This window comes from Flavobacterium sp. FlaQc-52 (assembly GCF_044007495.1).
Classification (GTDB): domain Bacteria; phylum Bacteroidota; class Bacteroidia; order Flavobacteriales; family Flavobacteriaceae; genus Flavobacterium; species Flavobacterium cupriresistens.
Genome location: NZ_JBIPCV010000001.1, coordinates 383,966 through 410,528 on the forward strand (window position 1 = coordinate 383,966; position 26,563 = coordinate 410,528).

The window sequence follows — 26,563 nt, forward strand, 5'->3', positions numbered from 1 at the left end:
GAATGACAGAATTTTTTAACAATATTGATTTGGATGCTTTTTGGCTGAATATTCTTGTAGGTGGATTTTTTTTTATTTTAAGTATTCCTTTAGCAATTATAATAATTCCTTATTATACAATTAGGCGACTAAAAAGAAAAAACAAAAAATTTATAGTTAGGAAAGTTTCTTCTGTAATTCAAGAAATTTGTGAATTTCTGAATGCTTCACCTTTCAAGGACAAAGAGTTAAATAAACATCAGCTTGCTATATATACATCCAAAGAGGACTTGAAAAATTATCGTTTTATTGGACTTATCAATTTAAACGTTTTTAATCAGATTACATTTCCTAAAATTGTACTTGTTGTGGCTGAAAAAATTCAAGGATTACCTATTGATGATGGATTTGAGTTAATTAAAAATGAAAAAAATAGAATAATGTTATTGAGAGAGAAATTGGAAAAGATAATTGAAATTCATTCGTTACATATTGATGAGAAAACAATCTCAAATATTAGTGAAGTTTGTCTTGAAATAAGGTCTTTTGAAATAACATTTGAATATAATTATGGAATTGATGATTTAATTGAAAAAGGATTAACTAAAAGAAATGGAATTTTTGGAATAATGGATTTAGCTAAATTGCACGAAAAAATTTTGATTTTATTTAAAAGTCTATTAATTCCTAAAGACTTTGAAACAGAAATAACACTGAATGAATAAAAGTGCAGCTGCCAACAGCTACGAGAGATTTGGGAATTTTATGACGACTCTGCAAATAATAAACATTCCATAAAAACAATAAAATATGAATTTAGGAAAACCCATTTTAGAAGAACTCTTCAATAAGCAAATTAGGTTTAGAATACCAGTTTTTCAAAGACATTATGTTTGGAATGAACAAGACCAATTAATGCCTTTATGGGAGGACTTTTTAAACAAGTATAACGAAAGACTAAGTAAAAAGAAAATCCACCCGCATTATACTGGATCAATTGTTCTTTTTCATGAAAATACAACGACAAGTACTCTTTCGTCATACAGCGTTATTGATGGACAGCAACGACTTACAACATTTCAAATTTTTATTGCTTCATTTCGAGAAGTTAGCAGAAAATATCTTGGAGACGAAAGCCTTATTAAAGAATTGGACAAATTTCTTTTTAATGAAAAATCCTTTGGCGACAAAGATTACGAAATGCAGAAGTATAAATTAGAACCAACAAAATTCAATAAAGAAATATTTAACACCATTATTTCCAATTCATATGAAAAAGTTGATGAATTACTTGTGCTACCAGTGTTATCGGAGTATGGTATAGGACACAAAACTTATAGACAAGTTGCCAAAAACCGAAATAAACTTTTAGGGGCATATTTATTTTTCTATGACCAATTGGACAATTTAGTTTCAGAAAACGAAGGTGACTTAACCGAGCTCATAACTCAATTTTTATTGGTATTGAAAAGGGATTTTCAATTCGTAGAAATCGGTTTGACACAAAATGACGATCCTCAAATGATTTTTGAGACAATGAATGGTCGTGGAGCTTCATTAACAGAAACAGACCTGATAAGAAACTACATTTTTATGCGGGCAAATAGTAATCAAGAGAATCTTGACAAAATTTATGAAAACTATTGGGATGAGTTTGACGACCCTGAATCAAAATTTAAGTGGCACGAGAAGACAAGTCGAGGAAGATATTTTGAAAGCAACTTGCAGTTTTTTGTTATTGACTACTTGACACTAAAACTTCAAACAGAAATTAGATATGACCAAGTATTTTATTTCTACAAACTATTTGTAATCAACCAAGCAAACTTTATAAATGTTGAACAAGAATTGGAAGAGCTAAATAGATACAGTAAGATTTTCAAAAGACTTGTAAGGCCAGATGGAAATACACCTTTCGACCGTTTAGCATCGAGGTTAATAGATATGAGTATTTCAACTATATATCCTCTTATATTATACATTGAGGGCGATTCTGAAATTATCAAAGACAATAAAAATAAAATTTATTCTTATTTGGATTCGTACATCACCAGAAGATTCTTGTGTGGTTTCACCACCAAGAATTACAATAATGTATTTTTGGAATATTTGAAATTTTTAACCAAAAACAAAGACGCAGATACTTTTAAAGAACTATTAAATTCAAAGACATCTGAAACGAATCTTTGGCCAACTGACAACATACTTTTGGAAAAACTTCTTGATCGACCTTTATATAGAGAAGAAAAAAATAAAACTAGGAGCATTTCAAATATCTTATTAGAGGTTGAAAAATATATCCGTGGGAGTAAACAAGAACAAGTTGTATTCTTAAATACAGGCTTGACAATAGAACATTTATTACCACAAAATTGGTTTGAATATTGGCCATTGGATGGCTACACAATATCTGACGACGATTTTAAAATTTCAGTTCACGCTGTAATGACCGAAACTGATAAAGATGGTAAGTATCATAAAATTGAAAACAGAAACAAAATGTTGCATACAATTGGCAATTTGACAATTCTAACAAGTTCCTTAAATCCAAGTGTTAGTAACTCTTCATTTGACATTAAAAAGCAAGAAATAGGGCTTCAATCGACAGTTATATTGAATACTTACTTTCAAGATAAACCAATTTGGAATGAAGAGCAAATTAAAAACAGAAGTCAATATCTCTACGACCAAATTAAAAAGATATGGACCGCTTAAAAAAAAAGAATATAACAGCGACTACAACGGTTTTAGCCAATTAACTTAATGGGAAAATGGTCTTGGATTTGTTATGGTTTTGCAAATTTGAAAACAGGGTTTAATTTAACCCCAAATCTGCTGTCGTATCAGAACGTTAACATCAAAACGCCAACAATACGAATATGAATGAATCAATTGATAAAGGAAAAGAAGGAGAAGATTTCGTCAAATTTTTAACTGAAAAAGCATATTTAAAATATTGGTGCTTTGCAAATCCTATGGATTTAGATGGAGACGGAAAAGAAATTTGCGACTTATTAATACTCTTCTACGATACTGCAATCATTATTTCAGTTAAAAACTATAATCTAAATGGAAATTACGATCGCTTTATAAAAAAGGTCATCGGAAAATCTACTAAACAATTATTTGGTGCGCAAAGAAAATTTAAACAACGTGGTAAAATTAAACTAAAACATGAAATTCAAGGTGAAGTTGAATTTGATACTTATACATTTGAAAATGTTTTCAAAATAACTATTAGTGTTGGAGAAGATTTTGAACACTATGATTTTATGGATTATCATAATGAAAAAGGAATTGTAAATATTTTTAATAGAGAAACAGCAGGAATTATATTCAATGAACTAGATACTATCAAAGATCTTGTTGAATATTTAAAAGCAAGGGAAGTACTTTTACAGCAAAATATTAAAAGTGTATGTCACTGCAGTGAAAAAGATTTAGTTGCTTATTTTGTTACTAATGCGCGTGAATTTGATACAAAACTTATAAATAATTTCAGTGACGAGTCGAAAATTCTTAAAGGTAGATGGGAAAATTACACTGAGAATCGCGAAGTAATTTTAAAAAAACTTGAGGATGAAAACAGCTACTTCATTGATAGAATGGTCAAAACCGATATTTTACCAATGCAAGACGGAGAATTGCTGGCTAAAAAATTTATGACGATGAGTCGATTCGAGCGAAGAATATTAGCAAATAATTTATACTCGTTAGTTGGTAAATACGAAAATGAAAATGATTTTCTTGCTCGTCGCTTTACAGTTTTTAATGGTGTTGCTTTTCTTTTCGTATATTATCCAATTGAACGACCTCAAAAAGAAATTGACCAAATTCTTTTGTATGCGCAACAATTATATGCATACTATAAAAATGCAGATCAAATTGTTTTACTCGCAGCATCAGTGGCTTGAAACAATGGAAATTTGGGCTATTTCAATCAACCCAAATTAACCCTGCTGGAGAGAAATATTTAAAAGCACTATCAGCACAACTTGGATGGTTTCAAAATGAGAAAAGATCCGAATCGATTATAAAAGAATATAAAAATTTATAAGTCCTGATACTAACACGCGCTATAAGCTATTTGGGTATTAAGCTTAATTTGAATTGATTTTGTATTTGTGATGATTTTGACAAATCCGAATATTGGGTCGATTTGTACCTAAACAGCTTGTTATCAGGTAACCTTAATGGTTATTTTAAAGTAAATTTATAAATGAAAAAAGACATTGAAGAAGCGATGAAAAAAAATCTTGCAATTGAGAAAAAATTCAAGAATAATCAACAACTGAAAATTGAGAAATTAGATAGTTTAGGATTATTAAAATTATATTATTTATGACACGACAAAGTATATCATTAACTGCCCCTAATGACGAGTGGTTGAAAAATCAGGTTAATACGGAAGAATTTAGCAGTAAAAGTGAAGCTATTAACTATTTGATTAAGCAAGCGCATTCACAAGAAGAATACTATGAGTTTGTGAGAGCGAAAATTGAGAAGGGAGAAAAAAGTGGTTTTGCTAAAAAACAAACCAGAGAAGAAATGTTAGCCGAATTTAAAAAAGATTTACCAAATAATGTATAGCTATTATTTAAGTAGCGAAGCCAAAGATTTCCTACCCCCTACTACATCCAAGTACATGGTTGTCTCATTTCAACAACATCCTTTCCGTAATTGTTTTATTGGAAGAAGCATCAATTCCGGTAACTTCGGCGTACTTTACATTGGGCAACCAAAAAGAGCCTCCTTCAATGCGTACAAATATTTTTTCTACCTGTATTTTTTTCTGATTTACACTTACAAAAACATGGTATTTTTGATCTGACTCTATCTTTTTTAAGGTTAAAGGCAACTTTTTGTACGATACAAATTGAAGCTCAAACTCCTCATTATTTACCGTTTTGCTTTCTATTCCGTATGCAAATTTGCGTTGTATGTAACTGAAGTCTTTTTTGTCTCCTTTCTCAGCATATCGAATCCAATACGCTTTTATGGGATCGCTTTTGTTTATTTTTCCATTTTCCTGGTAGTTTATGGCATAAATAGCAGTGTTTGTATTAGGATCCCGCTGAATGTAAAATAGCATATTATCTATATTTTTAGGCGTTGGAAAATGTAACGGCGATGGATTTTTGGCTTGTGCCATCAGATCATTAGAAAGTATATTTACTAAGATCGATATAACGATTAGTAATTTTCTAAAATATTTAAATGATAATTTGTTCATAGCAAAATGTTTATATGACCTGTTGGGTACAATTAATTTAACACATAGAGACATAGTTCACAAAGCTTAAAAAGGCGTTACATTTAAAATAAATCACATAAGCTATGTGTAAAAATTATAATTTTCTTAAAACACTCAAATTGTAAATCAGAATCTATCTTTCTATGTGTCAAAAAACATGTAGTTTAGTTGCGACCAATGGATTATTTATAGGCTAATTCTGTTCAGTTACATTCTGTTTTTTGTTGGTCTTAAAAACCCAATATTTAATCAGTGGATAATTAAATCCATAAGAGACAAAACTATCCGTGATTAATCTTCCGATTCTATAATCGATTTGAAATACTTTTTGTAAAACAAACGTACCAAATGACTTTAAGGAGATACTTCCCAATACAACCAAGGCAAATTTAAAAAGCTGACTGTTGATGTGGTTACTATAACCGGATTGGTTTTTAAATACCCAAAATCTATTGATGCTGAAATTGACAATTGCGCCAACGGTTCCGGAGATTAGAATAGAAAAGGTAAAATGCAATTTAAATACTTCTGTCAATAAAATCATTAAGCCATAATCAGTAATGCCGCCTAAAAATGCCGCAACTTGCGCTTGCAGAAAAATGAAAATAGATTTTCTCTTGAACATATTAGTCTTGAGCTTTATCCCTTAAATCACCTAACTTTAAAAGTTTTATGCTATCAATAGTATTTATTATAAGCAGTATAATAGAGATTAAACCAGCCAAATAGGTAATGGATCCGTGAAATAAAACTTCTATAATTAAAATTAAAGCAATAATAAATCTAAGTTCTGTTGGACCAACAAAACCGGAATCTATACGGTATTCATTTGTAATTTTGTAGCGCAACTGACTGATGATGATCGACCATCCATACAATGCGACAAAAGCAAAGGCTACTATTTGTGTGCCGTTTTCAGCATAAATGTAGTAGCCAAATCCTATCAGTACAATACCAATCCAATCGGCAATAATATCGAGTGCAAAACCGTACCAACGACGTGGAATATTTCTATAATAAGCCAATCTTCCGTCTAAAGAATCACCTAACCAATTTATAGCCAAGCCAATAATACCAAAAAGCAAATACCAATTGGTGAAATAAGTACCTAAAGCAAAAGCTAAAAAAATTAACCCTGAACCAAGTGTACCAATTAAGGTGAGTGCGTTTGGCGAAATGAATTCAGGCACCTTTGGAAGCAAAAAAACGATCGTTAACTGTTCTGCTCTTTTTAAAATATTAGTTCGCTTACGGTCCGAAAATGTTCTTTGTACAATTGCACTATACGCTTCAATCTGTGTTTCTTTCCCCATTAATAGCCTAATATTAATACGCCTGCTAGTATAGGCACTTCTAGTTTTACAATTTTTAGTTTTATTTTTCTTTGGGTATTTTTAAAAAAGTCGGTGGTTCTTTTTAGCTTACCTGATCTAACCAGATAACTAAATGCGAGTACAATCAGCATATTATTTAACAATACCTGCAAAACGTTGATAGAAAACCGTTGGGCTATTTTCGTTTTTAGGAGCGTACTTTCCTGCTATAATCGGAATATAAACCACTCTCCTCCTACTTTCTTCGCCACGGATAGATGATTCTGCAACTCTGTGCCACAAACGGCCATCGTGAATGGTTAAATCACCGGCTTCCGGATTGATGGAAATTTCCTGTGGATCGGGTTTATTGTCTAAGAAGTACTTTTTACGGAAAAGCATTTGATAAACACTTTGTTTGTGAGTACCCGGAATGATTTTAAGACCGCCATTTTCGGGTTGTAAAGTGCTTAAGTGAATCCCTACATTTAACATCGGGTTTAATTTTCCGCCATAAAAAATATCTCTCAAACCATCTGTATGCCAGCCCATTTTAGTAAACTTGCTTTCCGGTCCATTGATATAATGATTGAAAACCATTCCGTCTTTTTCTTCCGTACCTAATCTTGCGCCATCACCTGCCAATTCTAATAAACTATTGAATCTTGGATCAAGTAAAAGACCGCTTAAGGTTTGATGATGTTGATTGATAAAAGCAAAACGTTGTACAATAGGTGAACCATCTAAATCTTTTCCAAATTTAATTGGAACACCGTTTACCTTTTTAAGATCGTTGTCAATCCATTCTTGCTCCACTTGTTTCGAGGCATCAATGATTGATGAAACAGTTTCCGGATTTATGAATTTTTTGAAGTGGATAAAACCATAATGGTTAAAAAAGTTAATTTGCTCGTCAGTTAATTGCTCAGTAAGAGTAAAGGTTTTATAAGAAGATACCATAATATATAGATTTAATAAATGAAAGAATAACGTTTGAAATTTTATCTAAAAGAGTTGCAACAGCAACAACACATTCGCATGTTGGCGTACATTCGGTTTTCAGATAAATTAAACAAATTTCTTTTATTACACATGTTCTATAGAATTAGTAGATATTAAGCAAATGTAATATAATTTCACTTACGCAAAGAATATTTTTTTTATTTTTTTTTGAAAAAGTTAAATTTTATAAATCCCGGCTGCAGTTTTTTCGATGAAAGCCTTTGGTAGTATGCGGTTGGCATAAACCGAAATGATATTTGTAAAACCGGGAATAACTTCCGATTTTCTGTTGAACATGGCTTTTACGGCAATTTTAGCAACTTCATCGGGTTGCATATTGAACTTTTCCGCCATTTTGCTAAAAGCATTTAAACCAGCTCTGGCAGCAAAACCTGTATCAACCGGTCCTGGACTAAAGCAGCTTACTGAAATTGAAGTTGGGGCAAGTTCGAAACGCAAGGCACGGGTAAACGATAAAACAAAAGCCTTTGTAGCTGAATAAACGGCTAGCGTTGGTACAGCTTGGTAGGCAGCAGTACTCGCTATATTTAAAATGTAGGCTTGTTTTTCTTGTGAAAGGATGGGTACTAATAAATGTGAAAGTTCTACAACTACATTCATGTTAAGTTGCATCATCCCAAGCTGATCGGTTAGAGAAGACTCACTAAAATTGCCCCACACACCATAACCGGCATTGTTAACTAAAAAACCAACCCGATAGTTATTCTCTTTTATCCAATTGGTGACTTTTAACGATGCATTATTTATCGACAGATCAATTGATAAAACAGGAGCGTTGATGCCGTATTTAACTTGAAGATCATCAGATAGTGCTTTTAAATCCTCCTCACTTCTTGCGACAAGTAATAGTGGATAACCTTGTTTGGCCAATTCATAAGCAATAGCTTTTCCAATCCCTTTGCTGGCGCCCGTAATTAAGGCATACGGTTTCGTTTTTTCGTTCATTTGATTAATTTAATGATCAAATATAAAGATTAATTGCAAACTGTTAAGGGTGCAACGTACATAATGGTTCCCTCCTATCTCTCTGTTTTTAATTAGAAAATGAAAACAGTCAAAATCAAGTTGTTAAACTAATAAAGAATTAAAAAAATCGCTAACAAATTAACAACAACCTATACTCCCCTTCCTTTTCTATTGGTGCTCTGTGAATACAAGGTAACACTTGCTGCTCCGGATGATCTACGGCCAATCGCCAAAGATGTACTAATCCTAAATTAGTTGGCTTCACGTCTGCATGTGCCTGATAATGCAAATCAAAATAGTTTTCCTTCAAAAAGTCTTCGAATTCTTCTGGCGGTCCATCATGCAGCTCTTTTAACTTTGCTCGGACTTCCGGAATTAGTACTTTCTGCTCTGCTTGTGAATTAGAAATAATATCACTTGCCGCACCATGATAGGTACATAAAAAAGTATCTGTCGCAATTGGCGAACGATCAACATGAAACGAATACACATCAGTTGATATGAAATCAAATTCATCATCGCGTTCGTAACACTTCAGTAAATTAAGGGAGGGCGAAGCACCAAAATCAGTTAGTAATTGTAAATCATTTAAGATCATTTCCCGTGCGATATTCCCCTTTTCTGAGAGTTGGAGCGCAATCAGATCTTCAGCACAAACTTCTGTTATATTTCCTTTTATACTCAACTGCGCTACAACATCGTTAAAATCACCATCCGAATTTCTGTGCCAGCACAATGCATTCATTTCTCCCTTGAAATCGGTTTGTACAAGCTCGGAGAAAGTTGATACTAATCCAATTTGGTTGTTGTTGAATAATGTTTTGCTCATGGTATGATATTAGGAAGGTAGTTGCTTTATGTTTTGCAAAATTATGTAATAGTAGTCACTTGTTGCTTTTTAAATTGTTTTTTATATTCATAAAATTTGTACCTAATCGAAAAAACTCGCATCTTTAATCTTTAAAATTGCCATGAACCCGAATTTTACAGGCAATCCTACAAGACATAAGACTAATGGAAAATATAGTTAGACACTTTGACAAATATCTTTCTTTGGATGAAAACGAGAAAGAGGCCTTGCTGAGCCGCTTGGTGGAGCGTAAAATAAAACGCAGACAGTTTATTTTACAAGAAAGTGATACCTGCAAATATTTTACTTATGTTGTTGAAGGTTGTTTTAAAATGTACGGCGTTGACAAAACAGGCAAGGAACACAATCTCTTGTTTGCGACTGAAAACGACTGGATTGCTGATATTGATAGTCTGCATAAAGAAAAACCTTCTAAACTTTATATTGAAGCGATTGAACCTTCTACAATTCTCCAAATATCGAAAGGAGATCTTTGGTATCTCTATACCAACTATCCTAAGTTTGATAGAAACTTTCGCGTAATTATTGAAGACAAATACATTGAACTTCAGAATCGATTGTTGCAGACTTTTAGTTCAACAGCCTATGAACGATATGAATTTTTCCTGGAGCAATATCCAAAACTTTCTATGCGATTGCCCAACACGCAAATAGCATCCTATCTTGGAGTAACACCTGAATTTCTAAGCAAAATCAGAAACGATAGAGCGGGGAAATAACACTTACCCTTAAGCTACATTAAGACTATTTCTTAAAGTAGTTCATAGACATGAGCGAATACATCATCGCATCTTTGTATTGTTAATAATGACATAACAATTTAATACAAAGATAAAATGAAAAATTCATCACCAACTAAAGTAGCTATAATTGGACTTGGAAACATAGGCATAGCTCTTGCAACAAACCTTACTAAAGGCAATCACAATGTAATTTTAGCATCAAGAGAATTCGAAAAAGCTAAAAAAATTGCCACTACTCTTGGAGCTACCGCTACTGCCAAAACGATTACTGAAGCCATTAATGAAGCCGATGTAATTATTCCTTCAATCGGTTTCAATCTCATTAAAGAGTTTCTTAAAAACTATAATGATGCGCTTTCAGGAAAAATAATTATCGACGTTTCGAATCCTATTGCGCCAGATGGAAATGGTGGTTTCAAAAAAATTATTGATGAGAATGAATCGGCGGCAAAAATTCTTTCTGCTTTATTACCTGCAAATGCCAAACTGGTAAAAGCATTCGGAACGCTGGGTGCTGGGTCACTTAAGAACGATGCATTTAAAGATCCTTTGAAAATGACTTTATTTTATGCTTCAGACAACACAAACAGTAATTCTCAAATTGAAGAACTCATTTCAAGTGCCGGTTTTGAACCTCTGCATATTGGTGGAATTGACCAAAGCATACGCATTGAAGTCTTTGGTGATCTGCATCAGTTTGGGGCATTAGGGAAAACTATTTCACTTGAAGAAGCAAAAGTAGCAGTTACAAAATCACAACTATAAAAATAATATAATGAAGAAAATTGCAATTAGTGTAGTGCTTTTGGTAGCGCTCGTAGCCTGTGAAAACAAAGTAAAAAATAATTCAAACAATTTAAATAAAATTACCATGAATACTCAAATAGAAAAATCAGCAATTGAGAAAGTGCTTTTCTCTTATCGTGATGCGCTGAATGCATCAGATGTTAATAAGGTGTTACCGCTTTATACTAATGATGGCGTTTTTATGCCTTCAGGCGCACCATCGGCAATTGGACAGGAACAAATAAAAAGTTCTTATGAGTTCGTTTTCAAGACAATTCAACTAAACATTCAGTTTTACATTGACGAAATCCAAGTCAATGGTGACTTTGCTTTTGCTCAAACAACATCAAGAGGAACCACTTTAATTCACGCCAATGCACAAACGGTTCCAGAGGAGAATCGAGAGTTATTTGTATTTGAAAAAGTAAACGGACAATGGAAGATTGCTCGCTATATGTTCAATAAAATAAAATAATAAGAGTCCAATACTAACATCTTTACGCCAAAAGGACAATTCTACTCCCTTTGGCGTGAAGATATATCAACTTAAATACTCTTTTTTATGCAATTTAACCTGCTTTAACCTCTGCATAAGAGAGGTTTGTATTTTCAATCAAGTTTATCCGACCAACAATAACACGCAAATTTTTTTAATTATTAGAATTTTGCGTTTTTTTTTATGCTTTTTTTTAGCAATACTTCTTTAGCACTTAAAAAGTATACTACAAATATATAAATAGGATTTTTCTGTACCCAGAATCGTACTTTATTGCTCCCCCTGAGAACTATTATTAAGCAACTTTGCAACATCACTTCATTGCGTGATGAGCGTAAATGTGATACGTAACAAGCATAAAATTAACCTATTAACCATTAATTATTTACTAACCTTAAACCTTTAAAAATGAAAAAAATCTTAAAATTGACAAGTTTATTATTTATTACAGCAGTAGTTTTTACTTCCTGCGAAAAGGAACAAGATTCAAGTGAGCCTCAAAGTACTAACAAGGAGATGTCGCGAAACGGTAACAAAAGCGAACCGGAAATTGTTAGCAAAGATGCCACAGATGGCGCAGTATTGCAAGGTTCTGCAGGAGCCAGAACGATTACCTTGCAAACCAATACACTATCATGTCCCGGTGGTTTGTGTACCTCGTATGGTGTTTGGTCGGGTGATGTTTACTCGGTGTGGTTTACAATGAAATTTAATTCCGGATTTTATTGGAGCAGAGGCGGTAAATGCGGATACGGTATCCTAATTGGGGATCAGAATACAGGTGGTGACCCAGGCTGGGACGGGAATGGCGGTAGTGCCCGATTTATGTGGTACTGCCCTAGCGGATCGAACACTGCTAAGGGAAGTGGGGCTTATCTTCAGCCTTACGTTTACTATAAAGATCAACCCGGACAATTTGGGAATGATTTTGGGAAAAAATATTACATCCAAGAAGGCGTGACATACAACTGTCAAATATCAGTTAAGTTGAATACCGGATCCAATACTAACGGATACGTCAAATATTATGTAAATGGTACGGAGGTGTTGAATCAAAGCATTCGCTGGGTAACTAGCGACGCTAAACGAAATGTTAATGCAGTAAGTCTTCACACCTTCCGTGGTGGTAGCCAGAGTTACTGGACAGCTCCTGTGACGAGCTCTATTTCTTATCCTAGTGCGTCTTGGGATGCGCAATAGTAGTTATAGGCTTTAAGTCATTTTAGCCAAAATAAATAAAAATCTCAAATACAAACAAGGCTGCTACCACTAACATCGGTCTGGCTTTATTGAGAAAAAGGCATTTTATAAAGGAACATTCTAAAAGATGTTCCTTTTTTTTGCCTCTTTTTGAATGAAGTAAGTTAAAAAGGGTATAAACCCCCTTTTATAATTTCTTGTATAGTGTTATTTTTGAATAAGTTACAGATGGCTCGATCGCAATCTGTAAACTGTAAATTCTTCTTTGAATCTTTTTTCTTTCGTATTATAAAGAGAAAGAAAATACACTATACGCCTTCCTTTTGAGTCTTTTGTGGACCAAGTCCAAAAGTTGTGGAGAAGTAAAAATCTCTAAGAGTTGCAAAATCGTAAAGTTTTAATGAAAAAGTAAAACGTAAAAGCTGCACGCCCCTACCCTAAACTGCTAATACAACTATTCAAATATGCTGATTAGAAATACTCATATTCTATTTTTTATACCCTGAACTGAATGTTAGACAAATAAAACAGTATTAATTTTAAAAATGAAAGTGATCATGGAAATAAAAAAAGATTGGCTGGTTCCCGATACAGTCACAGATAAAATAAAAAAACTGGTTTCTCCAAACGCCCGTTATACTATTGTTCCTAAGTTTTTGGTTATTCATTATACTGCCGGCGATACTGCAGAATCTGCTTTAAATTGGTTTATGACCCCGCAAGACAAAGGAAATCCGGACCGAATTGCAGCGCATATTGTGGTAGATGTTGATGGTAGTATTACACAATTGGTTCCCTTTAACCGAAGAGCCAATCATGCCGGTTACAGCGTGTGGGATAAAGTATCCGGATTTAATGATCATTCCATAGGGATCGAAATTGTTAATCCCGGCTACTTAGAAAAATTAACCGACGGCAGCTACCGCCGACGTGTTGGGACAGACAAAAATAAAAAACCGGTTTACAAGACCTACCCCGCTACTATTGCATCAAAACTGCATGTGGGTAACCATAAACACAAATTTTGGACCGATCCTGACAATCATCTTTGGTTTAAATTCCCCAAAGCACAATTAGATGCCGTATACAAACTATCCGGCTTACTGATCAGTCAATATGAACTCACTACGGCTATTGGTCACGATGATATTTCACCGGCTCGAAAACCCGATCCGGGACCGGCATTCCCATGGGACGACTTTAAAATTGCCGTATTTGGAAAAACAGATACTGTTGGAAAAATCTTTAAGGTCACAGAAAACGGAACTAATTTTAGAAGTGGTCCCTCAAAAGAAAATACGCCTATAAAAAGTCTGAAAAAGGATTATGAGGTAGGCCTCATTGAAACCAACGGTTCCTGGAACAAAGTTTATCTGGTAAATGATAAAAAAGACGTCGTTAATTCGGATGGTGGCAGTAAAAAAGAAATTGGATGGATACATAACTCCTTATTGGTTTTAAAGGATATTTAGCTATTTATCTGCTTTTCAAAGCATTAATCATGATAAACGTTTATAGAAAATCCTGTTTCAAAACCACATAAAAAAAATCTGTCCTATCAGGGCTGTTTTCCTTGTTTATCTCACATTTATGTCTATCTTTGCAGCCGCGATAAGCGCTCAAGTAAAGCTACTAAATGTAGTTTAACTGAGAAAAAAGGCCTCGTGGCGCAACTGAATAGCGCACTTGATTACGGCTCAAGAGGTTACTGGTTTGAATCCAGTCGAGGTCACTACTCGGGACAAAAGAAAAATATCATCTTTTGTTCCGTTTTTTTTTGCCCGTAATCTATTGTTTACCAGATAGATACACTTGAACATTTCGTTGACCCTACCGGTTTGGATTTTATTGTTTTGAAATGTGAAATTTTCAGGAAAAATTAAACCGATTATCTCTCTGGAATCCACTAAAGACCCGTCACCAAAGGCCTCGCCGAGTTTTATTAGGTTTTGCAGTCCTGTGTTCATTAAAGATTCAATATTGGCTCTGTCTTCATCCACATTTCCAATCTCATTTTCAAGCCTGCTGATCTCAGCATTGTATTCTGTCTTCATTAAATGATAGTCATCGGCATCTATCTTCTCGGTAACCAGCAGGTTTCTGGCAACAGCCAGTTTTTTTTCGTAAACCCCAATCTGTTCCAAGGATTTCTTTTTCTCATTTATAACTAATCCTGTATGTTCTCTGTATGCTTCAAGCAGAACTGCACTGTATAATTTTCTTACTTCGACCAAAGGCTTGAACTTATTTAAATGCCCTTTAAATACACTATTGGCCATTTCGGAATTTACCCTCCACTTGCATAATTTATCGCAGTGGTAATAGTAGTAGTCTCTGCTTCTCCCCCTGCACTTGCTGCCTCCCAATTTCTGCCCGCATTCAGGACAGACAAAAAAGCCCCTGAGCGGAAAATTCTCAATTGTCTTGATTTTTGGCCTGTAGGTCCGTGCTTTACTGTTGAGTATATCCTGAACTTTATAGAACAGATCTTGGCTGATTATTGCATCATGCTGCCCCTTAACAAGCCTTTCCTCCTCATCGCGATACTTTGGAACTACTATCATTCCGCAGTACAGCGGATTTCTTATAATCAGCCACATGTTATTCTTGGAGATTCCCATGCCCTTTTCTTTGGCAGTCTGATATATTGATTCGGTACTGAAAATATTCTTAGCAATCTGTTCATATACCCAAACTACGTTCGCAGCTTTTTCCGCCACAACTGCAATGTACTTTTTTCCATCTTCGGTTACCTTATTTGTATAACCGTAAGGCGCCATCCCCATATGCCTGCCCTCTTTTTTTCCTCTTCTTAGCCCCTGAAACGTATTTAATGCCCTGCGGTCGTTTTCAACCTCAGGCGCAGCGAGATAAAAGGCGAGCATCATTTTGTTTTCCGGAACGCTTAAATCTAACGGCTGTTCAATTGCCTGCGGTTCGACCCCTAAAACCCTTAATTGATTTATCATCTGATAAGCATCGCCCGCATTGCGGCTGAACCTGTCCCATTTCATAAAAAGAACCAGGCTTATTTTATTTTTGTGCTTTTTTATGTCGGCGAGAAATTTTTTCCATTGCGGCCTGTTGAAAGTTTTTGCCGAATGGTCTTCGTAGATCACATTGCGTATCTGAATTCTGTTGATGCTGCAGTACTTTCTAAGCATCTCTTCCTGATTGCGCTGCGAGAAGCCTTTCTCAGCCTGCTCATCGGTGCTCACTCTGATATATAAATCTGCTATCTTACTCATTCTGTTTTATTTAAATGTTTCAACACAGCGATATTAGCAATTTTTCTCAAGAAATACAAGATTTCCTCCGCCTGTTCAAAAGTCACCTCCAAGCCTTCAGATTTAAGCATTTGTAGTGCTTTTTCTGTTGTAATTTTCGATTCATTGTAACCAGTCTCATTTTCCATCTTCCTATCCGTTTAGATTATAAATACACTAGGAAGAAATTTATTTTAATAAAATGAGATGATGCCTATTGCGGCTTTCTCTGGCATAATACGGAAGTTCTTGTCTATGAACGAGAGATAGCTGTTTTTGTAATTTATAAAAAGTATATTTACAATAGAATCCAGCAGATAAACAGCCTCTTGAGTTTTGGCCAAGCTGCGGCTCATGATCAATACATAATGCAGGCCCGAATTGTTGCTTAATATCTTTAAACGATTCTAAAAACACAATAATCAGCAATTTATTTTTTTAAACGGAATAGCTATGGTATTATGAATCCGAGTTTTAATTATTTTATTGGCAAAAGCTCCGCAGCAATTTATAAAATCTGCATTGGAAAAGGCAACGCAAAGGAAAGATTAATTGAATCTGAACTTGAGATAAGGTGCGCTCTGCGCGCTCCTGTTCCAGATGAATTAATATCTTTGAAAAATAAGATAAAAAAGAATCTGCTTTACAGCGGACAAGGTGAAGGAGGCGCTGCGGAAGGTTCAATAGCCAGATCACTGCTCGGAAAGCGGAATTCAACAGCATCCAAATTCATCGCAGATATAATTAGGCTCCATCATGAAGTTGAAGCCTACATTAAATATTCCAGCCACAACTAGCTTGCTTACAGCTGATCGCTTCAGCGGTTTTGCAAATAACCAATCCCTATGAAATTTTAAAATAAATGACAAAAGAAACTTCAAACAAGAATTCCAACGATCTTTCAGTTGCCGATCTAATCACGTCTGCAACTGTCAGAATAGAAACTTTTGACCAAAATGGCGGAACCGGTACCGGTTTTTTCTTTGATTTCGATCCGCAAACTCCAGAAACACTGGACAGCCTGGCAATAGTAACCAACTGGCATGTGGTAGATGGAGTCCAGAACGGTCAGTTTACCTTAACCAAAAAAGACCAAAATGGAGATCCAATTAACACTGAACATTTGACAATTTTCCTTGAAGACTTCCAATCGCACTGGATTGCCCATCCCGACCCTGAGGTCGATTTATGCATACTGCCGATAAAATCAATCAAACACTTATTAAAAGAAGATTTTTTTTACGGAGCTTTCGACTCCAGCCATATCCCCTCTAAACAGGAAATTGAAAACTTATGCGCCATCGAAGAAATAATTATGGTAGGATATCCTGAAAACATTTGGGATGACCATAACAATAAACCCATTGTCAGAAAAGGAATTACTGCAACCAGCCCCAGACTCCCTTATCTTGGCTGTGATGAATTTTTAATTGACGCAGCGTGCTTTCCTGGTTCAAGCGGTTCGCCAATCATTATCTACAATATCGGCCAATATATGGATCGAAATGAAAACCATTATCTTCTAAAATATCGGGTAATCCTGCTTGGGATTTTATACGAGGGACCGCAATACACCGCTGAAGGAGAAATAGAAAGAGTGCCGATCAAAAAGAAAAAGATTGTAAAGACGCAGTTGCCAATTAACCTTGGAGCAGCTATAAACGGCGGCAAGATCCTGGATTTTGCCAGGCTTTTATAGTAAAGGTAATCGTCTTGCGAAGTTTTAGATTTTGAAAAATCATAAATCTGCTTAATTTACCTAAGCTTCTCCTAAAATTTCAGAAAGCAGAACCTTTCTAAATCCTTCCGGCGCCGCTTCTGATGCTAAAGCAAGATTTACAGCAGTCAGGCTTTCGCCAGTTTGCTGAACCGCTAAAGTACTCCAGTCGAAATCAAAAATCTCCTGAAAATAGAACGCCACTGCCTTGTCTCTTATCAATAGGCTGGCGTCCCTGTTGTACATGGCTCCCGTAGTGGTTAAATTATGGCTTCCGAACAAAACCTGAGCATTGGCCTCGTCAGAAGAATCAACAATTATTGCTTTGGTATGGCATCGGCACTGTACTTTTATATTATCAGTATTAAAGCCAAATTTTTTAAGCCTTGTAAGCGTTTTAACCAGACCAGCCTGGCCTTTAGGACCAAATTCCCGCGGATCCCTGAAAATTATCCTCACAGCCACACCACTGTTCTGCTTTTCGACAACCGCCCTGTAAAAGCTTTCATAAACTGGATCGTTGTTCTCCAATAATGAAAAAGATTGGTTTTCAATATCAATGCTAATCTTTGCGCTTTTAACCATTTCTGTCGCATGATAGAGGAACATGCGCTGGCCCTCAGAATTCTTATCCGGAGTCAGTAAAGGCTGCACATCAAGTACACGCTTAACTGTCAACGGATTAAAATATCTTACTACTGGCGGTACAGGAGGACAGAGCCCTTTAGGGATAAAGACATAGGAATTTGCGAGCTTTTCTTTTACATCGAAAGGAACACGCAGCGCTTCCTGATAATCCCAATCTATGTACTTTCTGAAAATGGTAGCCAGTGTGGAATTTTTTATTACCACATTCCACTCCCGGTTATGTTTGGAAAGCGGTCCGGGAATGGTCACGCCCTTGCCTGCCGGATCAATATCTGCCTGGTTCGAATTCTTCCAATTTCCGCTGCTCAGCCAGAACTCCTCATCATCTCGCGCGGCTACTTTTATATGATAGTCGCTCGCAATTAATTTGCCGCTTCCTACAGATGACCAAACATGCTCAAATTTACTCCCTAGACGGCTCTTCATATTATTCACAGCTTTATCAGTGCCATCATTTTGGGTAACCATTCTAAGGGTCCCGTTGCAGTTTTGCACAGCCTCAAAAATTGCCGAAGTAATGTGGTCAGCATCCCACTCGTACATGGTTGCAGTAAGCCTGCTGCTTACTCTTTTAAGAAAATTCTTCAGATTTGGCCATCCGGAATCAGGACTAACATGAAAAACCGCTTCCATATACTCAACAACGCGGGGCAGCGTAACATTTACAGGCTCACGATAATTGCCTGGCTTTGGCGCAGCCCAAAAGCTTACATCCACACCCAGATATTTAAGCTGCTGTTCGAATCCAGCCTCCACCACATCAATTCCGTATCCCTTGAACTCTGCAGGCAGAGGTTTCACTGCCAGTTCAAGCAGCGTCTTTTCATTGATTTTTTCCGCAACTTCCACAGAAATCACCTCTTCGTCCGTAATCCATCCATTTTTAAATCTAAAGCCCTGCTCAATATTTATGACTCCAGGAATACCATAAAGTTCATGTTTAGCCATCTCAACAGCTTCCGCCAGTTCTATTTTATAATTTTCTCCCATAACAAATCAGATTAAAAGACACTTAAAATTTATGATGCAACCAATATTCATCTGTAGGTTAATTCAGGTATCGAATCTCTAGGAATTCAAATCTGCGCCCAATTATTAATAATTCTAAATCAAGAAAAATGGCAAACGCAAAACACACAATAAATATAGAGAAAACAACAAACAGACAACAGGTATAAATACTTGTTTTTCAAAACGATACCATACATAATTTAATTATAAATAGTAAACAGCATTAAATCCCCATTCAACATCCAAACCTCATGGCTTCCCTTCTATTTTTTTTTCAAAAGCCCGTATGCTTCTGTCTTATTTCAGGAGCAAAGGTATCTCCGTGTTCTTAACCCAGAAGCAAGGCCATGTCCAGCGGATTTGATATAAAATCTCCACCCGTGCGGGTCGTATTTTTCATCAAAGCCTTGCTTCTGCTAAACACTAACCTTTTTATGCTCATGAAACAAAACATAGCATACACCGGCTCTTTAAACGAATAAAAAAAATGTCAGCAATGAGAAATAAAATATTGAAAGCGGAAAATGAAACAAAACAGCTCCACCTCGTCATTGCCGAATAAATAAAATTTAAAAAAAATAATCCTTAAAAATTAGAAATCATGAACATCATCGGAAGATTAACAAAAGACGCAGAGGTAAGAACATTGTCAGGAAACAGACAGGTCGTGAATTTTTCAATAGCAACCAACGAGAGCTACAGAAGCAAGGAGGGCGAACGAGTGGAACAGACCACCTACTTCGACTGCGCCTACTGGATTAGCCCGAAGGTAGCGGACATCCTGACGAAAGGCACGCTTGTAGAACTGTCAGGCAGGGTAAGCGCAAGAGCGTGGAAAGGAAGCGACGGGGAACTGCATGCGGGTCTGAATTTCAACACCTCGCAGATTAAACTGCACGGAGGAGTAAAAAAAGCGCAGACCGCGGAAACGACAACGCAGACCCAAAGCAGTAAACCTACGGTGCAGGAGCCTGAGGAAGACCTTCCATTTTAAGGCGCACATAGGAATTAATATCAAGTTTAACTTTAAATCAATTATCATGGCACACAATATCAATTACAACAGCAGCACAGGGAATTATTCATTTTTCAGCGTAAAGCAGAAAGCATGGCACAATCTCGGAAAGACGGTGCAGGAATATCCGACAAGCGCAGAAGCCATCAGACACGCCCAATTGGATTACGAGGTCGCCAAAACGCCTTTATACACCAAAGCCTTGGCAAAGGAGGAAATGCAGGACGGTACTGTGACGGCACGCGCAGAACTGCACGTTCCCGATTATTTTTCCACCATCCGCACCGACAGCAATACGGTTTTGGGTGTAGTCGGCAAAGACTACCATATCGTACAGAACCGTGAAGCGTTCAGCTTCTTTGACGCCATAGTCGGCGGCAGCGAAGGCATCCTGTACGAGACCGCAGGAGCTTTGGGCAACGGGGAACGCATTTTCATAACTGCAAAGCTTCCCGATTACATAAGGGTCGGCAGCGGGGATGATGTGACAGAAAAGTATATTTTCCTGACCACCTCCCACGATGGAAGCGGAAGCATTACCGCAGCCTTCACGCCTATACGAATCGTATGCCAAAACACCCTTAACGCCTCGCTCCGCAACATGAGCAACGTGGTGCGCATCCGACACACTTCGGGAGCAAAACAGCGCCTTGATGATGCGCACAAGGTCATGGGACTGGCAAACACGCTAAGCATTCAGCTGCAGGACATCTTCAACCATTGGGCTAAAGTAAAAGTTACGGATTCAGAGGTCAAAAAGCTGATTCAGTTGGCATTATGCCCGAACAGGGAAACTCTGGAAATGCTTAAAACTGGCGCAGATGATGCCGTCTCCGCCATTTTCAGAAACACCGTGGAAAATGCTTTTGCCTATGCCATGGCAAGCGACACCCAACAGATGGAAACCGCAAAAGGCACGCTCTACGGTGCTTACAATGCCGTGACGGGATATTATCAGAACGTGCGCACCTACAAGGACGATGAAGCCAAACTGCAGTCCATCATGATGGGCGGAACGGCACAGCTGAAATCGCAGAAAGCCTTCGAACTATGCACCTCTTTTGCCGTGGACGGCGATAAGGCGCTGATGCTGAATTAAAAAAAGATGGGCGACTGTCTGCAAAGCAGTCGCCTTACAGTTTCTCAATATGTGAAGCCGACAAAATACGGACATTAAAAATCTACAGCCATGAACAGCAATTTTTTCAATCAGATAAGACAGATGGACATTGCAGGGGATCTGCACCTGACCATCGCAAAATCGACCGACGGCATCCTTGTCGTATCGGTCATGCTTAAAAACGAAGCCTGCGGGGACAATGCTAAAAACATCATCCCCCCGCTCAACCTGAGGGGAACAGCGGAAGAACTCGACAGCGGTTTCTTTCAGACCATCACCGCCCCGATGCAGAGCGCTTCGGGACTGATGACCGATATGGAATCCTTTATGAAACAATTGGAGCAGGCAAAAAAGCATTCTGCAAAGGAGAAGGAAAAAGCCGATGCGGAGAGAAAACAGCACCAAGCAAAAGACAAAAAGTTCAGCGATGCAATGGCAAAGGCAGAGGAACTCGAGAAGCAGGGAAGATTCCGTGAGGCATGGATGAAAGTTCCCGAAGCGGCGGAGTTTCCCGACAAAGCCGACGAGATACGCAGAAAGAGAACCTCCCTGTCCGACAGGTTCTCAACTCCAAGCCTCTTCGAGGCTGGGCAGGAAAAGCCTGAACCGCCCAAAGAGGCGCTCTATCCAGAACATGCAGAGATTCAGCCCGATGAGGAAATGTCCTTTGAGGAGCAGGAATATGAGGAAGACGAAGAAGACCAAGAGCAATACTAATACTAAAAATACAGCGATATGTTACTAGCAACACACTTACAGCGGGTTTTTATAATCATCGAAAAGGGTCAGCAGATAAGGCTGAGCGACCCCGAACCTAGATGGAGCGTCGAGGCGGTGCTGAATTTCTACGCCCCGACATACCCTATCCTGACAACCTGCAAAATTTCAGCGCCAGTCATCAGGGACGATGCGGTGGAATACAGATTCGAAACCGTAATGGGAACAAAAGGATAACCTAAATTAAAGACAATGAACCATGCAGAAAAAAACGATAGCAGGCACAATAAGCCTTCCACGGCAGAAAAGACAAAGACAGCTGCACGAACAGCTGGGAAATTTCATGGCTTGGATGCACAGACCCAAAGATGCGGGCGAAATTCAGAAAGACAGAGCAAAATCAGTCCCTATCGGAATGCTTCCGATAATTTTCTGAGAGTTACATTCCTGCCCAAACTGGAGCAGACCAAAACTGTACAGCCGCGTACGGAACTCAGCAAAATGCAGCCGCAGTTCTACAAATCCCTTGCGCATCTCACAAGCCATTACGGCATCATTCCCATGCAGACCGAATACTTTGAATACCCTTACAATTTAGCACTGTCGTTGTGGGATGCAGAGCGAAAGCTGAAAATGCAGTTCACGGACTGCCCCGAAATCAGTCTGATGCAGGAAGGGGCGGAAACCTGCCTTGTCAGCGAGGAGACCCACGATACAGGCACGACCCTGTATTACATACCCGTCGAACCGCTTTATTGGATGAGCCACGATGCGAAGTACAAAAGAAATGCAAAACTGCTTTATAGCGTGTTTTCCTACCTCTACCATATCACGGACGTCCCATACCACAGACAGCAGGACAGCTATCTGTACTTTCAAAATCAGCATCCCTGTTTTTATTTCTAAACGCATCCTCTATTAATGATTTCAATTCATCTTTGACAAAGTCAGACAGACGGAAAAGCATTAATATTCCATTTTCAAGATTCTCAGTTTTAGCCCTTCCCTGGCCAGATGGGACACCTGATGTAAAATTACTGTAAAACCATATTAAAATTTTAGCCGCATGCTCGGCCTCGGCAGGAAACGGTCCGTTTTTTTTCAGGCCTTTCTCCCACTGCAGCAGCATTGATAGTATCAATCTCATCTGTGGCTGCAGCAGATTCAGGTTTAAGAAAATAAATTCAATGAGATTGGCCCATACTTCACCGTAGGGAACCAGATTGATATTGTGATATACCTGAGTCCTTTTGTCCACATCCAATGCGTTCAGGAGGGAAAAATCCGGCTTCTGGCAAGAAACCCGAACTAAAAAAATTATCCTTATGAAATATTTAAACTGATCTAAAAATAGAAAATCCTTGTTTTCCCGCAGAAAATCACTGCTGTAATGCGACTGCATGACAGCAACTAATATTTCATCCTTCCAGTAGTTTTGGATTGCCGAATCGTTGAGGGTTGATTTTACGAGCTGGCCTGCAGATCCGTCCATTGCCTGTATTTTTTCTGATATCCAGATTCTGAAGGCTCGCCGGACTGCCGGAGCGGTTCCTATTGCATCATAAAAAGCGCCGTAATTGTCCTCTTCAGCAATGTACTGCAGATAATTGCTGTCAATATGCCTTGTCAATGCCCAGTCCTCATAGATGTCATGAGCTGCCGCAAAGCTTCTTCTGTATACCGGTTCGGGATCAATAATATGGTCAGCGGTCAGCTCGTGAAGTATGTCAGCACGTGCGTGCTCAACAGTTGCATATGCGCTCATTGCCGATGCCCTCTTCAGGGCAATTTCCATAAATGTCTCACCGCGCAGCTGTCTTTTTCGGGGATCTGATTCCTTTTCGCGCCCTTCAATCACATATTCCCACATGATCTGTTTGAACCTTGCTTCAGTATCAATATCATCTTTTACCGAATTCTGAGGTAAAGACACTGCCTTATCCAGATTAAAGGGAATCTGGAGAACTTTCAAAAGGGATTTATTTTTTGCTAACGTTCTCAGCATCGGATAGCTCTCAGCGATGCATTCCAGCTCCGCTGCATCAAGCGCAGGCACATCAAAATCGGGAAAAGCGGGAAACTGCCTTAAAAAACGGATTTTTAAATGCTCGGCCGCATAGCTCCTGCAGGTAAACACTAATGTAATATTCTCTCTTTTAAAAAGCAGTTCAAAAAAATCCAATATTGTCTCAGCATTATCCGTTTCAAGTATTTTTTCGATGCTATCTATAAGGAAAATTTTCTTTTTACCGAATTGCGGGGAATCAAGAACCTCTGAAAGGGATATGCCAAAGCAGAAGGGCTTATCTGCAAATATCTCCTCGATGCTTTTTTTGTCCAGCTGCTCGCCCTGAAAAGCAAATATTTCAAAATCGCTTTTTAGTCCATCCAAAATCTTCTTAACCATCGCCGATTTTCCGCTTCCCGGCTTTCCTGTAAATATTGCCAGCTTGCCGTTTTTTATAACTTCCAAAGCAGCGGCTGAAATTTCGGTCCTCGGCAGGTTGACTTTTCCAACGCTGTCTCGTATTCTTGAAAGCACCCTGAAAGAATTTTCATTAAGCTTTTCAGCTGCTTCAAGCACAGTAGGGTCTGTCTCTATCTGCAGCAATGATAAAAGGGGCAGCGATCTTGACGCCAGAAGATCATTTACCAGAGAAAGATCGATCCCCAATATTCTTTTATTTTTTGTCTCATAGGCAAGAAATAGGCCGCAGCAGAAATATCTGTCATTCACTTTAACAAATACCGGACTTCCCGAATAGCCTTCCACAAGGTTGTCGTCATTGTACTCCCCGGTCAGGGGATCTGATACTTCAATCTGTATCTGCCTTTCGTAATCTCTATCCTTAAGGGGCATCAAATGGTGCAGCGTTCTTTTTAATTGATTAAGAACCACTTTAGGAAAACCTGTTATCTCAAGCTCATGGACTTTAGCCGGCACCAGGCAGATTTCAGGGCATTTATCATAGTTAAGCGATACGGGAAGGAATTGCTTTTTGACTATCAGTACTCCTATATCTTCACTTGCATTGTTTTCGCCAAATAATATTACATCCCCATCATGCAGCTTATACTCAGACCATCCATTATCAGTAAGAAATCCGACTGACAGCTCATTGCAATCCCATGCAATCCCATTATCCCCAACCAGAGCATGTCTTGCCGTAAAAACATAGGCCTCTTCTGATTGGCCGGCCGGCGAATATATAAGTCCGCTGCTGAATCCCTGGGGATTTTCAATTCTTACTATAAAATCTTTCTCTGCTGTCATCCTATTTCAAAGTGAAGGTGGCTGTTTCCCGGCTGGGGAAATATTAGATTAGTATTAAATTCTGGATCTGCTTTAAAAATGTTCCTTGTAAGTTCATTTTCCTGCGTGATAAAAAAATTGATGTTTTTATCGGGATTGGCGCGAAGCACTTTCACTAAAGTTTCCTTGTTGGGCAGATTTGAACGGTTATATCCATCTGCTGAAATAATGTAATTTTCGCAGTCAACCAGCTCCAGTAGAGCATTGCTTGTATTATACCTGCTTCCGTGATGGGGAATCTGCATATGCTTTAGCTTGATCTTCTGCCCTCCGAATTTTCTCCTGATAGCCGAGACAAGTACATCAGGATGGCTGTCGGCAGTAAACAGAAATGATTCGCCGTTGAACTGCAGCATAAAACTTATGCTTGATCCGTTTTCCACCGAAACATCCTTCACTTCCCTGGAAGTGTCGAAATCTTCAATCCTCCTGCCGTAGTCATTATTTCTAATGCTTTTTAAAGATGAAGGCTCCTTATCCCTCATTTTCACTTCCTCATTTTTCCACAGCTTGAGAAGCGAATTGTATTTTGCATTGTCGGGAGACAGGATAATCAATTTGGCTCCCCATAAATCAATCAGGGGGTGGCTGTCGGTTATGTCCTGTTTTACATGTGAATGGGCTGCAAGGTACTCCCTAAGGGTAATGCCCTGCTTGACATTTTTTAAGTTATTGCTCCGGATGCCGGTGTCATAGTCCCAGTTGGAATAATTGAACCAGAAAGTGGTTCTGGAGAGATCCACGGCTTTCAGAAGGTCAGCATCTTTAAGAAGACGGAGAATTCCGCCTATATGATCATCATCAATGTGGGTGATGATCCATATATCAATTATTTCTTTTCTGACGTTGGCTATTTCATGCAATCTCTTTCTGAGCCCTGACTCATAAAGGCGGCTCTTCTCGCTGCCGCCGTCAATTATGATGTTGTGCGTTTTATCATCAGTGCCTTTAAAATTAATATGGATGGCATCCGCACAGCCTGCATCCAGAAAATCAATGTTCATCAATGCGCCAAAAGTTTTTAGTAAGATTTTTTATAAAATTACAATTATTTGCAGCATGTGCAACCTTAAAACCAAAAAGTGCTTCTGCCTTCACAACCGAAGCAGCTTTTATTTGAAAATT

Annotated in this window: 28 protein-coding genes and 1 tRNA gene; 18 read left to right on the forward strand and 11 right to left on the reverse strand. The window is 37.8% G+C overall.

Annotation, left to right across the window (positions count from 1 at the left end; all coding sequences use genetic code 11):
* The first annotated feature begins 2 nt into the window (after positions 1-2).
* The 5 genes from ACHRV5_RS01710 (at position 3) to ACHRV5_RS01730 (ending at position 4,569) form a co-directional block, all read left to right on the forward strand.
* Positions 3-704 carry a hypothetical protein gene (locus tag ACHRV5_RS01710; RefSeq protein WP_395425536.1) on the forward strand — a complete coding sequence of 234 codons (702 nt, stop codon included), beginning with the start codon at positions 3-5 and terminating at the stop codon, positions 702-704.
* A gap of 85 nt (positions 705-789) precedes the next feature.
* Complete coding sequence (locus ACHRV5_RS01715) at positions 790-2,694, forward strand: DUF262 domain-containing protein (protein WP_395425537.1); 1,905 nt, start codon at positions 790-792, stop codon at positions 2,692-2,694.
* Between the two features lie 164 nt (positions 2,695-2,858).
* Positions 2,859-3,893 (forward strand): hypothetical protein, encoded by a 1,035-nt coding sequence (locus ACHRV5_RS01720; protein WP_395425538.1) that lies wholly within the window; start codon positions 2,859-2,861, stop codon positions 3,891-3,893.
* Positions 3,894-4,198: 305 nt separating this feature from the next.
* Positions 4,199-4,324, forward strand: coding sequence for a hypothetical protein (locus ACHRV5_RS01725; RefSeq protein ID WP_395425539.1), 126 nt, complete (start codon positions 4,199-4,201; stop codon positions 4,322-4,324).
* Positions 4,321-4,569, forward strand: coding sequence for a type II toxin-antitoxin system ParD family antitoxin (locus ACHRV5_RS01730; RefSeq protein ID WP_395425540.1), 249 nt, complete (start codon positions 4,321-4,323; stop codon positions 4,567-4,569). The genes ACHRV5_RS01725 and ACHRV5_RS01730 overlap by 4 nt, the downstream gene beginning before the upstream one ends.
* Before the next feature lie 64 nt (positions 4,570-4,633).
* Here ACHRV5_RS01730 and ACHRV5_RS01735 read toward each other — a convergent pair whose 3' ends face one another.
* From ACHRV5_RS01735 to ACHRV5_RS01760, 6 genes are all read right to left on the reverse strand, one after another.
* Positions 4,634-5,212, reverse strand: coding sequence for a DUF4833 domain-containing protein (locus ACHRV5_RS01735; protein ID WP_395425541.1), 579 nt, complete (start codon positions 5,210-5,212; stop codon positions 4,634-4,636).
* A gap of 214 nt (positions 5,213-5,426) precedes the next feature.
* Positions 5,427-5,858, reverse strand: a complete 432-nt coding sequence (locus ACHRV5_RS01740) for a GtrA family protein (protein ID WP_395425542.1) — start codon at positions 5,856-5,858, stop codon at positions 5,427-5,429.
* A 1-nt stretch (position 5,859) separates the two neighbouring features.
* Positions 5,860-6,546: a CDP-alcohol phosphatidyltransferase family protein gene (locus ACHRV5_RS01745; protein ID WP_395425543.1), complete on the reverse strand. Its 687-nt coding sequence runs from the start codon at positions 6,544-6,546 to the stop codon at positions 5,860-5,862.
* 153 nt (positions 6,547-6,699) lie between these two features.
* A complete protein-coding gene (locus ACHRV5_RS01750) occupies positions 6,700-7,506 on the reverse strand; it encodes a phytanoyl-CoA dioxygenase family protein (RefSeq protein ID WP_230001983.1) in 807 nt (268 codons plus the stop codon).
* A 219-nt stretch (positions 7,507-7,725) separates the two neighbouring features.
* Entirely contained in the window at positions 7,726-8,514 is a 789-nt protein-coding gene (locus ACHRV5_RS01755; protein ID WP_395425544.1) for an SDR family NAD(P)-dependent oxidoreductase, read from the reverse strand.
* Positions 8,515-8,665: 151 nt separating this feature from the next.
* Positions 8,666-9,364 carry a DUF1826 domain-containing protein gene (locus tag ACHRV5_RS01760; RefSeq protein ID WP_395425545.1) on the reverse strand — a complete coding sequence of 233 codons (699 nt, stop codon included), beginning with the start codon at positions 9,362-9,364 and terminating at the stop codon, positions 8,666-8,668.
* A 185-nt stretch (positions 9,365-9,549) separates the two neighbouring features.
* On the opposite strand from ACHRV5_RS01760, the gene ACHRV5_RS01765 reads away from it, so the two are divergent.
* The 6 genes from ACHRV5_RS01765 (at position 9,550) to ACHRV5_RS01790 (ending at position 14,363) form a co-directional block, all read left to right on the forward strand.
* Positions 9,550-10,125 (forward strand): Crp/Fnr family transcriptional regulator, encoded by a 576-nt coding sequence (locus tag ACHRV5_RS01765; protein ID WP_047775321.1) that lies wholly within the window; start codon positions 9,550-9,552, stop codon positions 10,123-10,125.
* 117 nt (positions 10,126-10,242) lie between these two features.
* Positions 10,243-10,914, forward strand: a complete 672-nt coding sequence (locus ACHRV5_RS01770) for an NADPH-dependent F420 reductase (RefSeq protein WP_395425546.1) — start codon at positions 10,243-10,245, stop codon at positions 10,912-10,914.
* Between the two features lie 10 nt (positions 10,915-10,924).
* Complete coding sequence (locus ACHRV5_RS01775; protein ID WP_395425547.1) at positions 10,925-11,410, forward strand: YybH family protein; 486 nt, start codon at positions 10,925-10,927, stop codon at positions 11,408-11,410.
* Between the two features lie 429 nt (positions 11,411-11,839).
* The gene (locus tag ACHRV5_RS01780; RefSeq protein ID WP_395425548.1) at positions 11,840-12,631 is read left to right on the forward strand and encodes a polysaccharide lyase; all 792 of its coding nucleotides are present in this window, start codon (positions 11,840-11,842) and stop codon (positions 12,629-12,631) included.
* 557 nt (positions 12,632-13,188) lie between these two features.
* On the forward strand, positions 13,189-14,103 hold the full coding sequence (locus ACHRV5_RS01785) for an N-acetylmuramoyl-L-alanine amidase (protein ID WP_047775332.1): 915 nt from the start codon (positions 13,189-13,191) through the stop codon (positions 14,101-14,103).
* 186 nt (positions 14,104-14,289) lie between these two features.
* Positions 14,290-14,363: transfer RNA gene (locus ACHRV5_RS01790), tRNA-Arg, on the forward strand.
* Here ACHRV5_RS01790 and ACHRV5_RS01795 read toward each other — a convergent pair.
* Both ACHRV5_RS01795 and ACHRV5_RS01800 read right to left on the reverse strand, forming a co-directional pair.
* On the reverse strand, positions 14,329-15,879 hold the full coding sequence (locus ACHRV5_RS01795) for a recombinase family protein (RefSeq protein WP_395425549.1): 1,551 nt from the start codon (positions 15,877-15,879) through the stop codon (positions 14,329-14,331). The genes ACHRV5_RS01790 and ACHRV5_RS01795 overlap by 35 nt on opposite strands.
* On the reverse strand, positions 15,876-16,046 hold the full coding sequence (locus tag ACHRV5_RS01800; protein WP_165765108.1) for a hypothetical protein: 171 nt from the start codon (positions 16,044-16,046) through the stop codon (positions 15,876-15,878). Before ACHRV5_RS01800 ends, ACHRV5_RS01795 begins: the two co-directional genes overlap by 4 nt.
* 312 nt (positions 16,047-16,358) lie before the next feature.
* On the opposite strand from ACHRV5_RS01800, the gene ACHRV5_RS01805 reads away from it, so the two are divergent.
* Positions 16,359-16,694 (forward strand): hypothetical protein, encoded by a 336-nt coding sequence (locus tag ACHRV5_RS01805; RefSeq protein WP_089054018.1) that lies wholly within the window; start codon positions 16,359-16,361, stop codon positions 16,692-16,694.
* Between the two features lie 65 nt (positions 16,695-16,759).
* Positions 16,760-17,596, forward strand: coding sequence for a serine protease (locus ACHRV5_RS01810; protein ID WP_089054017.1), 837 nt, complete (start codon positions 16,760-16,762; stop codon positions 17,594-17,596).
* A gap of 60 nt (positions 17,597-17,656) precedes the next feature.
* Here ACHRV5_RS01810 and ACHRV5_RS01815 read toward each other — a convergent pair whose 3' ends face one another.
* Positions 17,657-19,252 (reverse strand): phospholipase D-like domain-containing protein, encoded by a 1,596-nt coding sequence (locus tag ACHRV5_RS01815; protein WP_395425550.1) that lies wholly within the window; start codon positions 19,250-19,252, stop codon positions 17,657-17,659.
* 622 nt (positions 19,253-19,874) lie between these two features.
* On the opposite strand from ACHRV5_RS01815, the gene ACHRV5_RS01820 reads away from it, so the two are divergent.
* From ACHRV5_RS01820 to ACHRV5_RS01840, 5 genes are all read left to right on the forward strand, one after another.
* Complete coding sequence (locus tag ACHRV5_RS01820; protein WP_129022498.1) at positions 19,875-20,267, forward strand: single-stranded DNA-binding protein; 393 nt, start codon at positions 19,875-19,877, stop codon at positions 20,265-20,267.
* Between the two features lie 46 nt (positions 20,268-20,313).
* Positions 20,314-21,387 carry a DUF932 domain-containing protein gene (locus tag ACHRV5_RS01825; protein ID WP_395425551.1) on the forward strand — a complete coding sequence of 358 codons (1,074 nt, stop codon included), beginning with the start codon at positions 20,314-20,316 and terminating at the stop codon, positions 21,385-21,387.
* Positions 21,388-21,477: 90 nt separating this feature from the next.
* Entirely contained in the window at positions 21,478-22,125 is a 648-nt protein-coding gene (locus tag ACHRV5_RS01830) for a PRTRC system protein E (protein WP_395425552.1), read from the forward strand.
* Positions 22,126-22,143: 18 nt separating this feature from the next.
* A complete protein-coding gene (locus tag ACHRV5_RS01835; RefSeq protein ID WP_395425553.1) occupies positions 22,144-22,362 on the forward strand; it encodes a PRTRC system protein C in 219 nt (72 codons plus the stop codon).
* Between the two features lie 15 nt (positions 22,363-22,377).
* Positions 22,378-23,031: a hypothetical protein gene (locus ACHRV5_RS01840; RefSeq protein WP_395425554.1), complete on the forward strand. Its 654-nt coding sequence runs from the start codon at positions 22,378-22,380 to the stop codon at positions 23,029-23,031.
* On the opposite strand, the gene ACHRV5_RS01845 is transcribed toward ACHRV5_RS01840, so the two are convergent.
* Positions 22,955-25,399 (reverse strand): ATP-binding protein, encoded by a 2,445-nt coding sequence (locus tag ACHRV5_RS01845; RefSeq protein ID WP_395425555.1) that lies wholly within the window; start codon positions 25,397-25,399, stop codon positions 22,955-22,957. The two genes, ACHRV5_RS01840 and ACHRV5_RS01845, sit on opposite strands and share 77 nt — an antisense overlap.
* Positions 25,396-26,442, reverse strand: a complete 1,047-nt coding sequence (locus tag ACHRV5_RS01850) for an MBL fold metallo-hydrolase (protein ID WP_041515742.1) — start codon at positions 26,440-26,442, stop codon at positions 25,396-25,398. Before ACHRV5_RS01850 ends, ACHRV5_RS01845 begins: the two co-directional genes overlap by 4 nt.
* Positions 26,443-26,563: the final 121 nt, after the last annotated feature.

Excerpts from the sequence above, each read along its gene's own strand:
- ACHRV5_RS01745 (WP_395425543.1), bottom strand. The coding sequence starts at position 6,546 with ATGGGGAAAGAAACACAGATTGAAGCGTATAGTGCAATTGTACAAAGA.
- ACHRV5_RS01785 (WP_047775332.1), top strand. The coding sequence starts at position 13,189 with ATGGAAATAAAAAAAGATTGGCTGGTTCCCGATACAGTCACAGATAAA.
- ACHRV5_RS01815 (WP_395425550.1), bottom strand. The coding sequence starts at position 19,252 with ATGGGAGAAAATTATAAAATAGAACTGGCGGAAGCTGTTGAGATGGCT.
- ACHRV5_RS01780 (WP_395425548.1), top strand. The coding sequence starts at position 11,840 with ATGAAAAAAATCTTAAAATTGACAAGTTTATTATTTATTACAGCAGTA.
- ACHRV5_RS01830 (WP_395425552.1), top strand. The coding sequence starts at position 21,478 with ATGAACAGCAATTTTTTCAATCAGATAAGACAGATGGACATTGCAGGG.
- ACHRV5_RS01795 (WP_395425549.1), bottom strand. The coding sequence starts at position 15,879 with ATGAGTAAGATAGCAGATTTATATATCAGAGTGAGCACCGATGAGCAG.
- ACHRV5_RS01765 (WP_047775321.1), top strand. The coding sequence starts at position 9,550 with ATGGAAAATATAGTTAGACACTTTGACAAATATCTTTCTTTGGATGAA.
- ACHRV5_RS01805 (WP_089054018.1), top strand. The coding sequence starts at position 16,359 with ATGAATCCGAGTTTTAATTATTTTATTGGCAAAAGCTCCGCAGCAATT.
- ACHRV5_RS01835 (WP_395425553.1), top strand. The coding sequence starts at position 22,144 with ATGTTACTAGCAACACACTTACAGCGGGTTTTTATAATCATCGAAAAG.
- ACHRV5_RS01740 (WP_395425542.1), bottom strand. The coding sequence starts at position 5,858 with ATGTTCAAGAGAAAATCTATTTTCATTTTTCTGCAAGCGCAAGTTGCG.
- ACHRV5_RS01720 (WP_395425538.1), top strand. The coding sequence starts at position 2,859 with ATGAATGAATCAATTGATAAAGGAAAAGAAGGAGAAGATTTCGTCAAA.
- ACHRV5_RS01840 (WP_395425554.1), top strand. The coding sequence starts at position 22,378 with ATGAACCATGCAGAAAAAAACGATAGCAGGCACAATAAGCCTTCCACG.
- ACHRV5_RS01770 (WP_395425546.1), top strand. The coding sequence starts at position 10,243 with ATGAAAAATTCATCACCAACTAAAGTAGCTATAATTGGACTTGGAAAC.
- ACHRV5_RS01850 (WP_041515742.1), bottom strand. The coding sequence starts at position 26,442 with ATGAACATTGATTTTCTGGATGCAGGCTGTGCGGATGCCATCCATATT.
- ACHRV5_RS01715 (WP_395425537.1), top strand. The coding sequence starts at position 790 with ATGAATTTAGGAAAACCCATTTTAGAAGAACTCTTCAATAAGCAAATT.
- ACHRV5_RS01800 (WP_165765108.1), bottom strand. The coding sequence starts at position 16,046 with ATGGAAAATGAGACTGGTTACAATGAATCGAAAATTACAACAGAAAAA.
- ACHRV5_RS01775 (WP_395425547.1), top strand. The coding sequence starts at position 10,925 with ATGAAGAAAATTGCAATTAGTGTAGTGCTTTTGGTAGCGCTCGTAGCC.
- ACHRV5_RS01725 (WP_395425539.1), top strand. The coding sequence starts at position 4,199 with ATGAAAAAAGACATTGAAGAAGCGATGAAAAAAAATCTTGCAATTGAG.
- ACHRV5_RS01750 (WP_230001983.1), bottom strand. The coding sequence starts at position 7,506 with ATGGTATCTTCTTATAAAACCTTTACTCTTACTGAGCAATTAACTGAC.
- ACHRV5_RS01735 (WP_395425541.1), bottom strand. The coding sequence starts at position 5,212 with ATGAACAAATTATCATTTAAATATTTTAGAAAATTACTAATCGTTATA.
- ACHRV5_RS01825 (WP_395425551.1), top strand. The coding sequence starts at position 20,314 with ATGGCACACAATATCAATTACAACAGCAGCACAGGGAATTATTCATTT.
- ACHRV5_RS01755 (WP_395425544.1), bottom strand. The coding sequence starts at position 8,514 with ATGAACGAAAAAACGAAACCGTATGCCTTAATTACGGGCGCCAGCAAA.
- ACHRV5_RS01730 (WP_395425540.1), top strand. The coding sequence starts at position 4,321 with ATGACACGACAAAGTATATCATTAACTGCCCCTAATGACGAGTGGTTG.
- ACHRV5_RS01845 (WP_395425555.1), bottom strand. The coding sequence starts at position 25,399 with ATGACAGCAGAGAAAGATTTTATAGTAAGAATTGAAAATCCCCAGGGA.
- ACHRV5_RS01810 (WP_089054017.1), top strand. The coding sequence starts at position 16,760 with ATGACAAAAGAAACTTCAAACAAGAATTCCAACGATCTTTCAGTTGCC.
- ACHRV5_RS01820 (WP_129022498.1), top strand. The coding sequence starts at position 19,875 with ATGAACATCATCGGAAGATTAACAAAAGACGCAGAGGTAAGAACATTG.
- ACHRV5_RS01710 (WP_395425536.1), top strand. The coding sequence starts at position 3 with ATGACAGAATTTTTTAACAATATTGATTTGGATGCTTTTTGGCTGAAT.
- ACHRV5_RS01760 (WP_395425545.1), bottom strand. The coding sequence starts at position 9,364 with ATGAGCAAAACATTATTCAACAACAACCAAATTGGATTAGTATCAACT.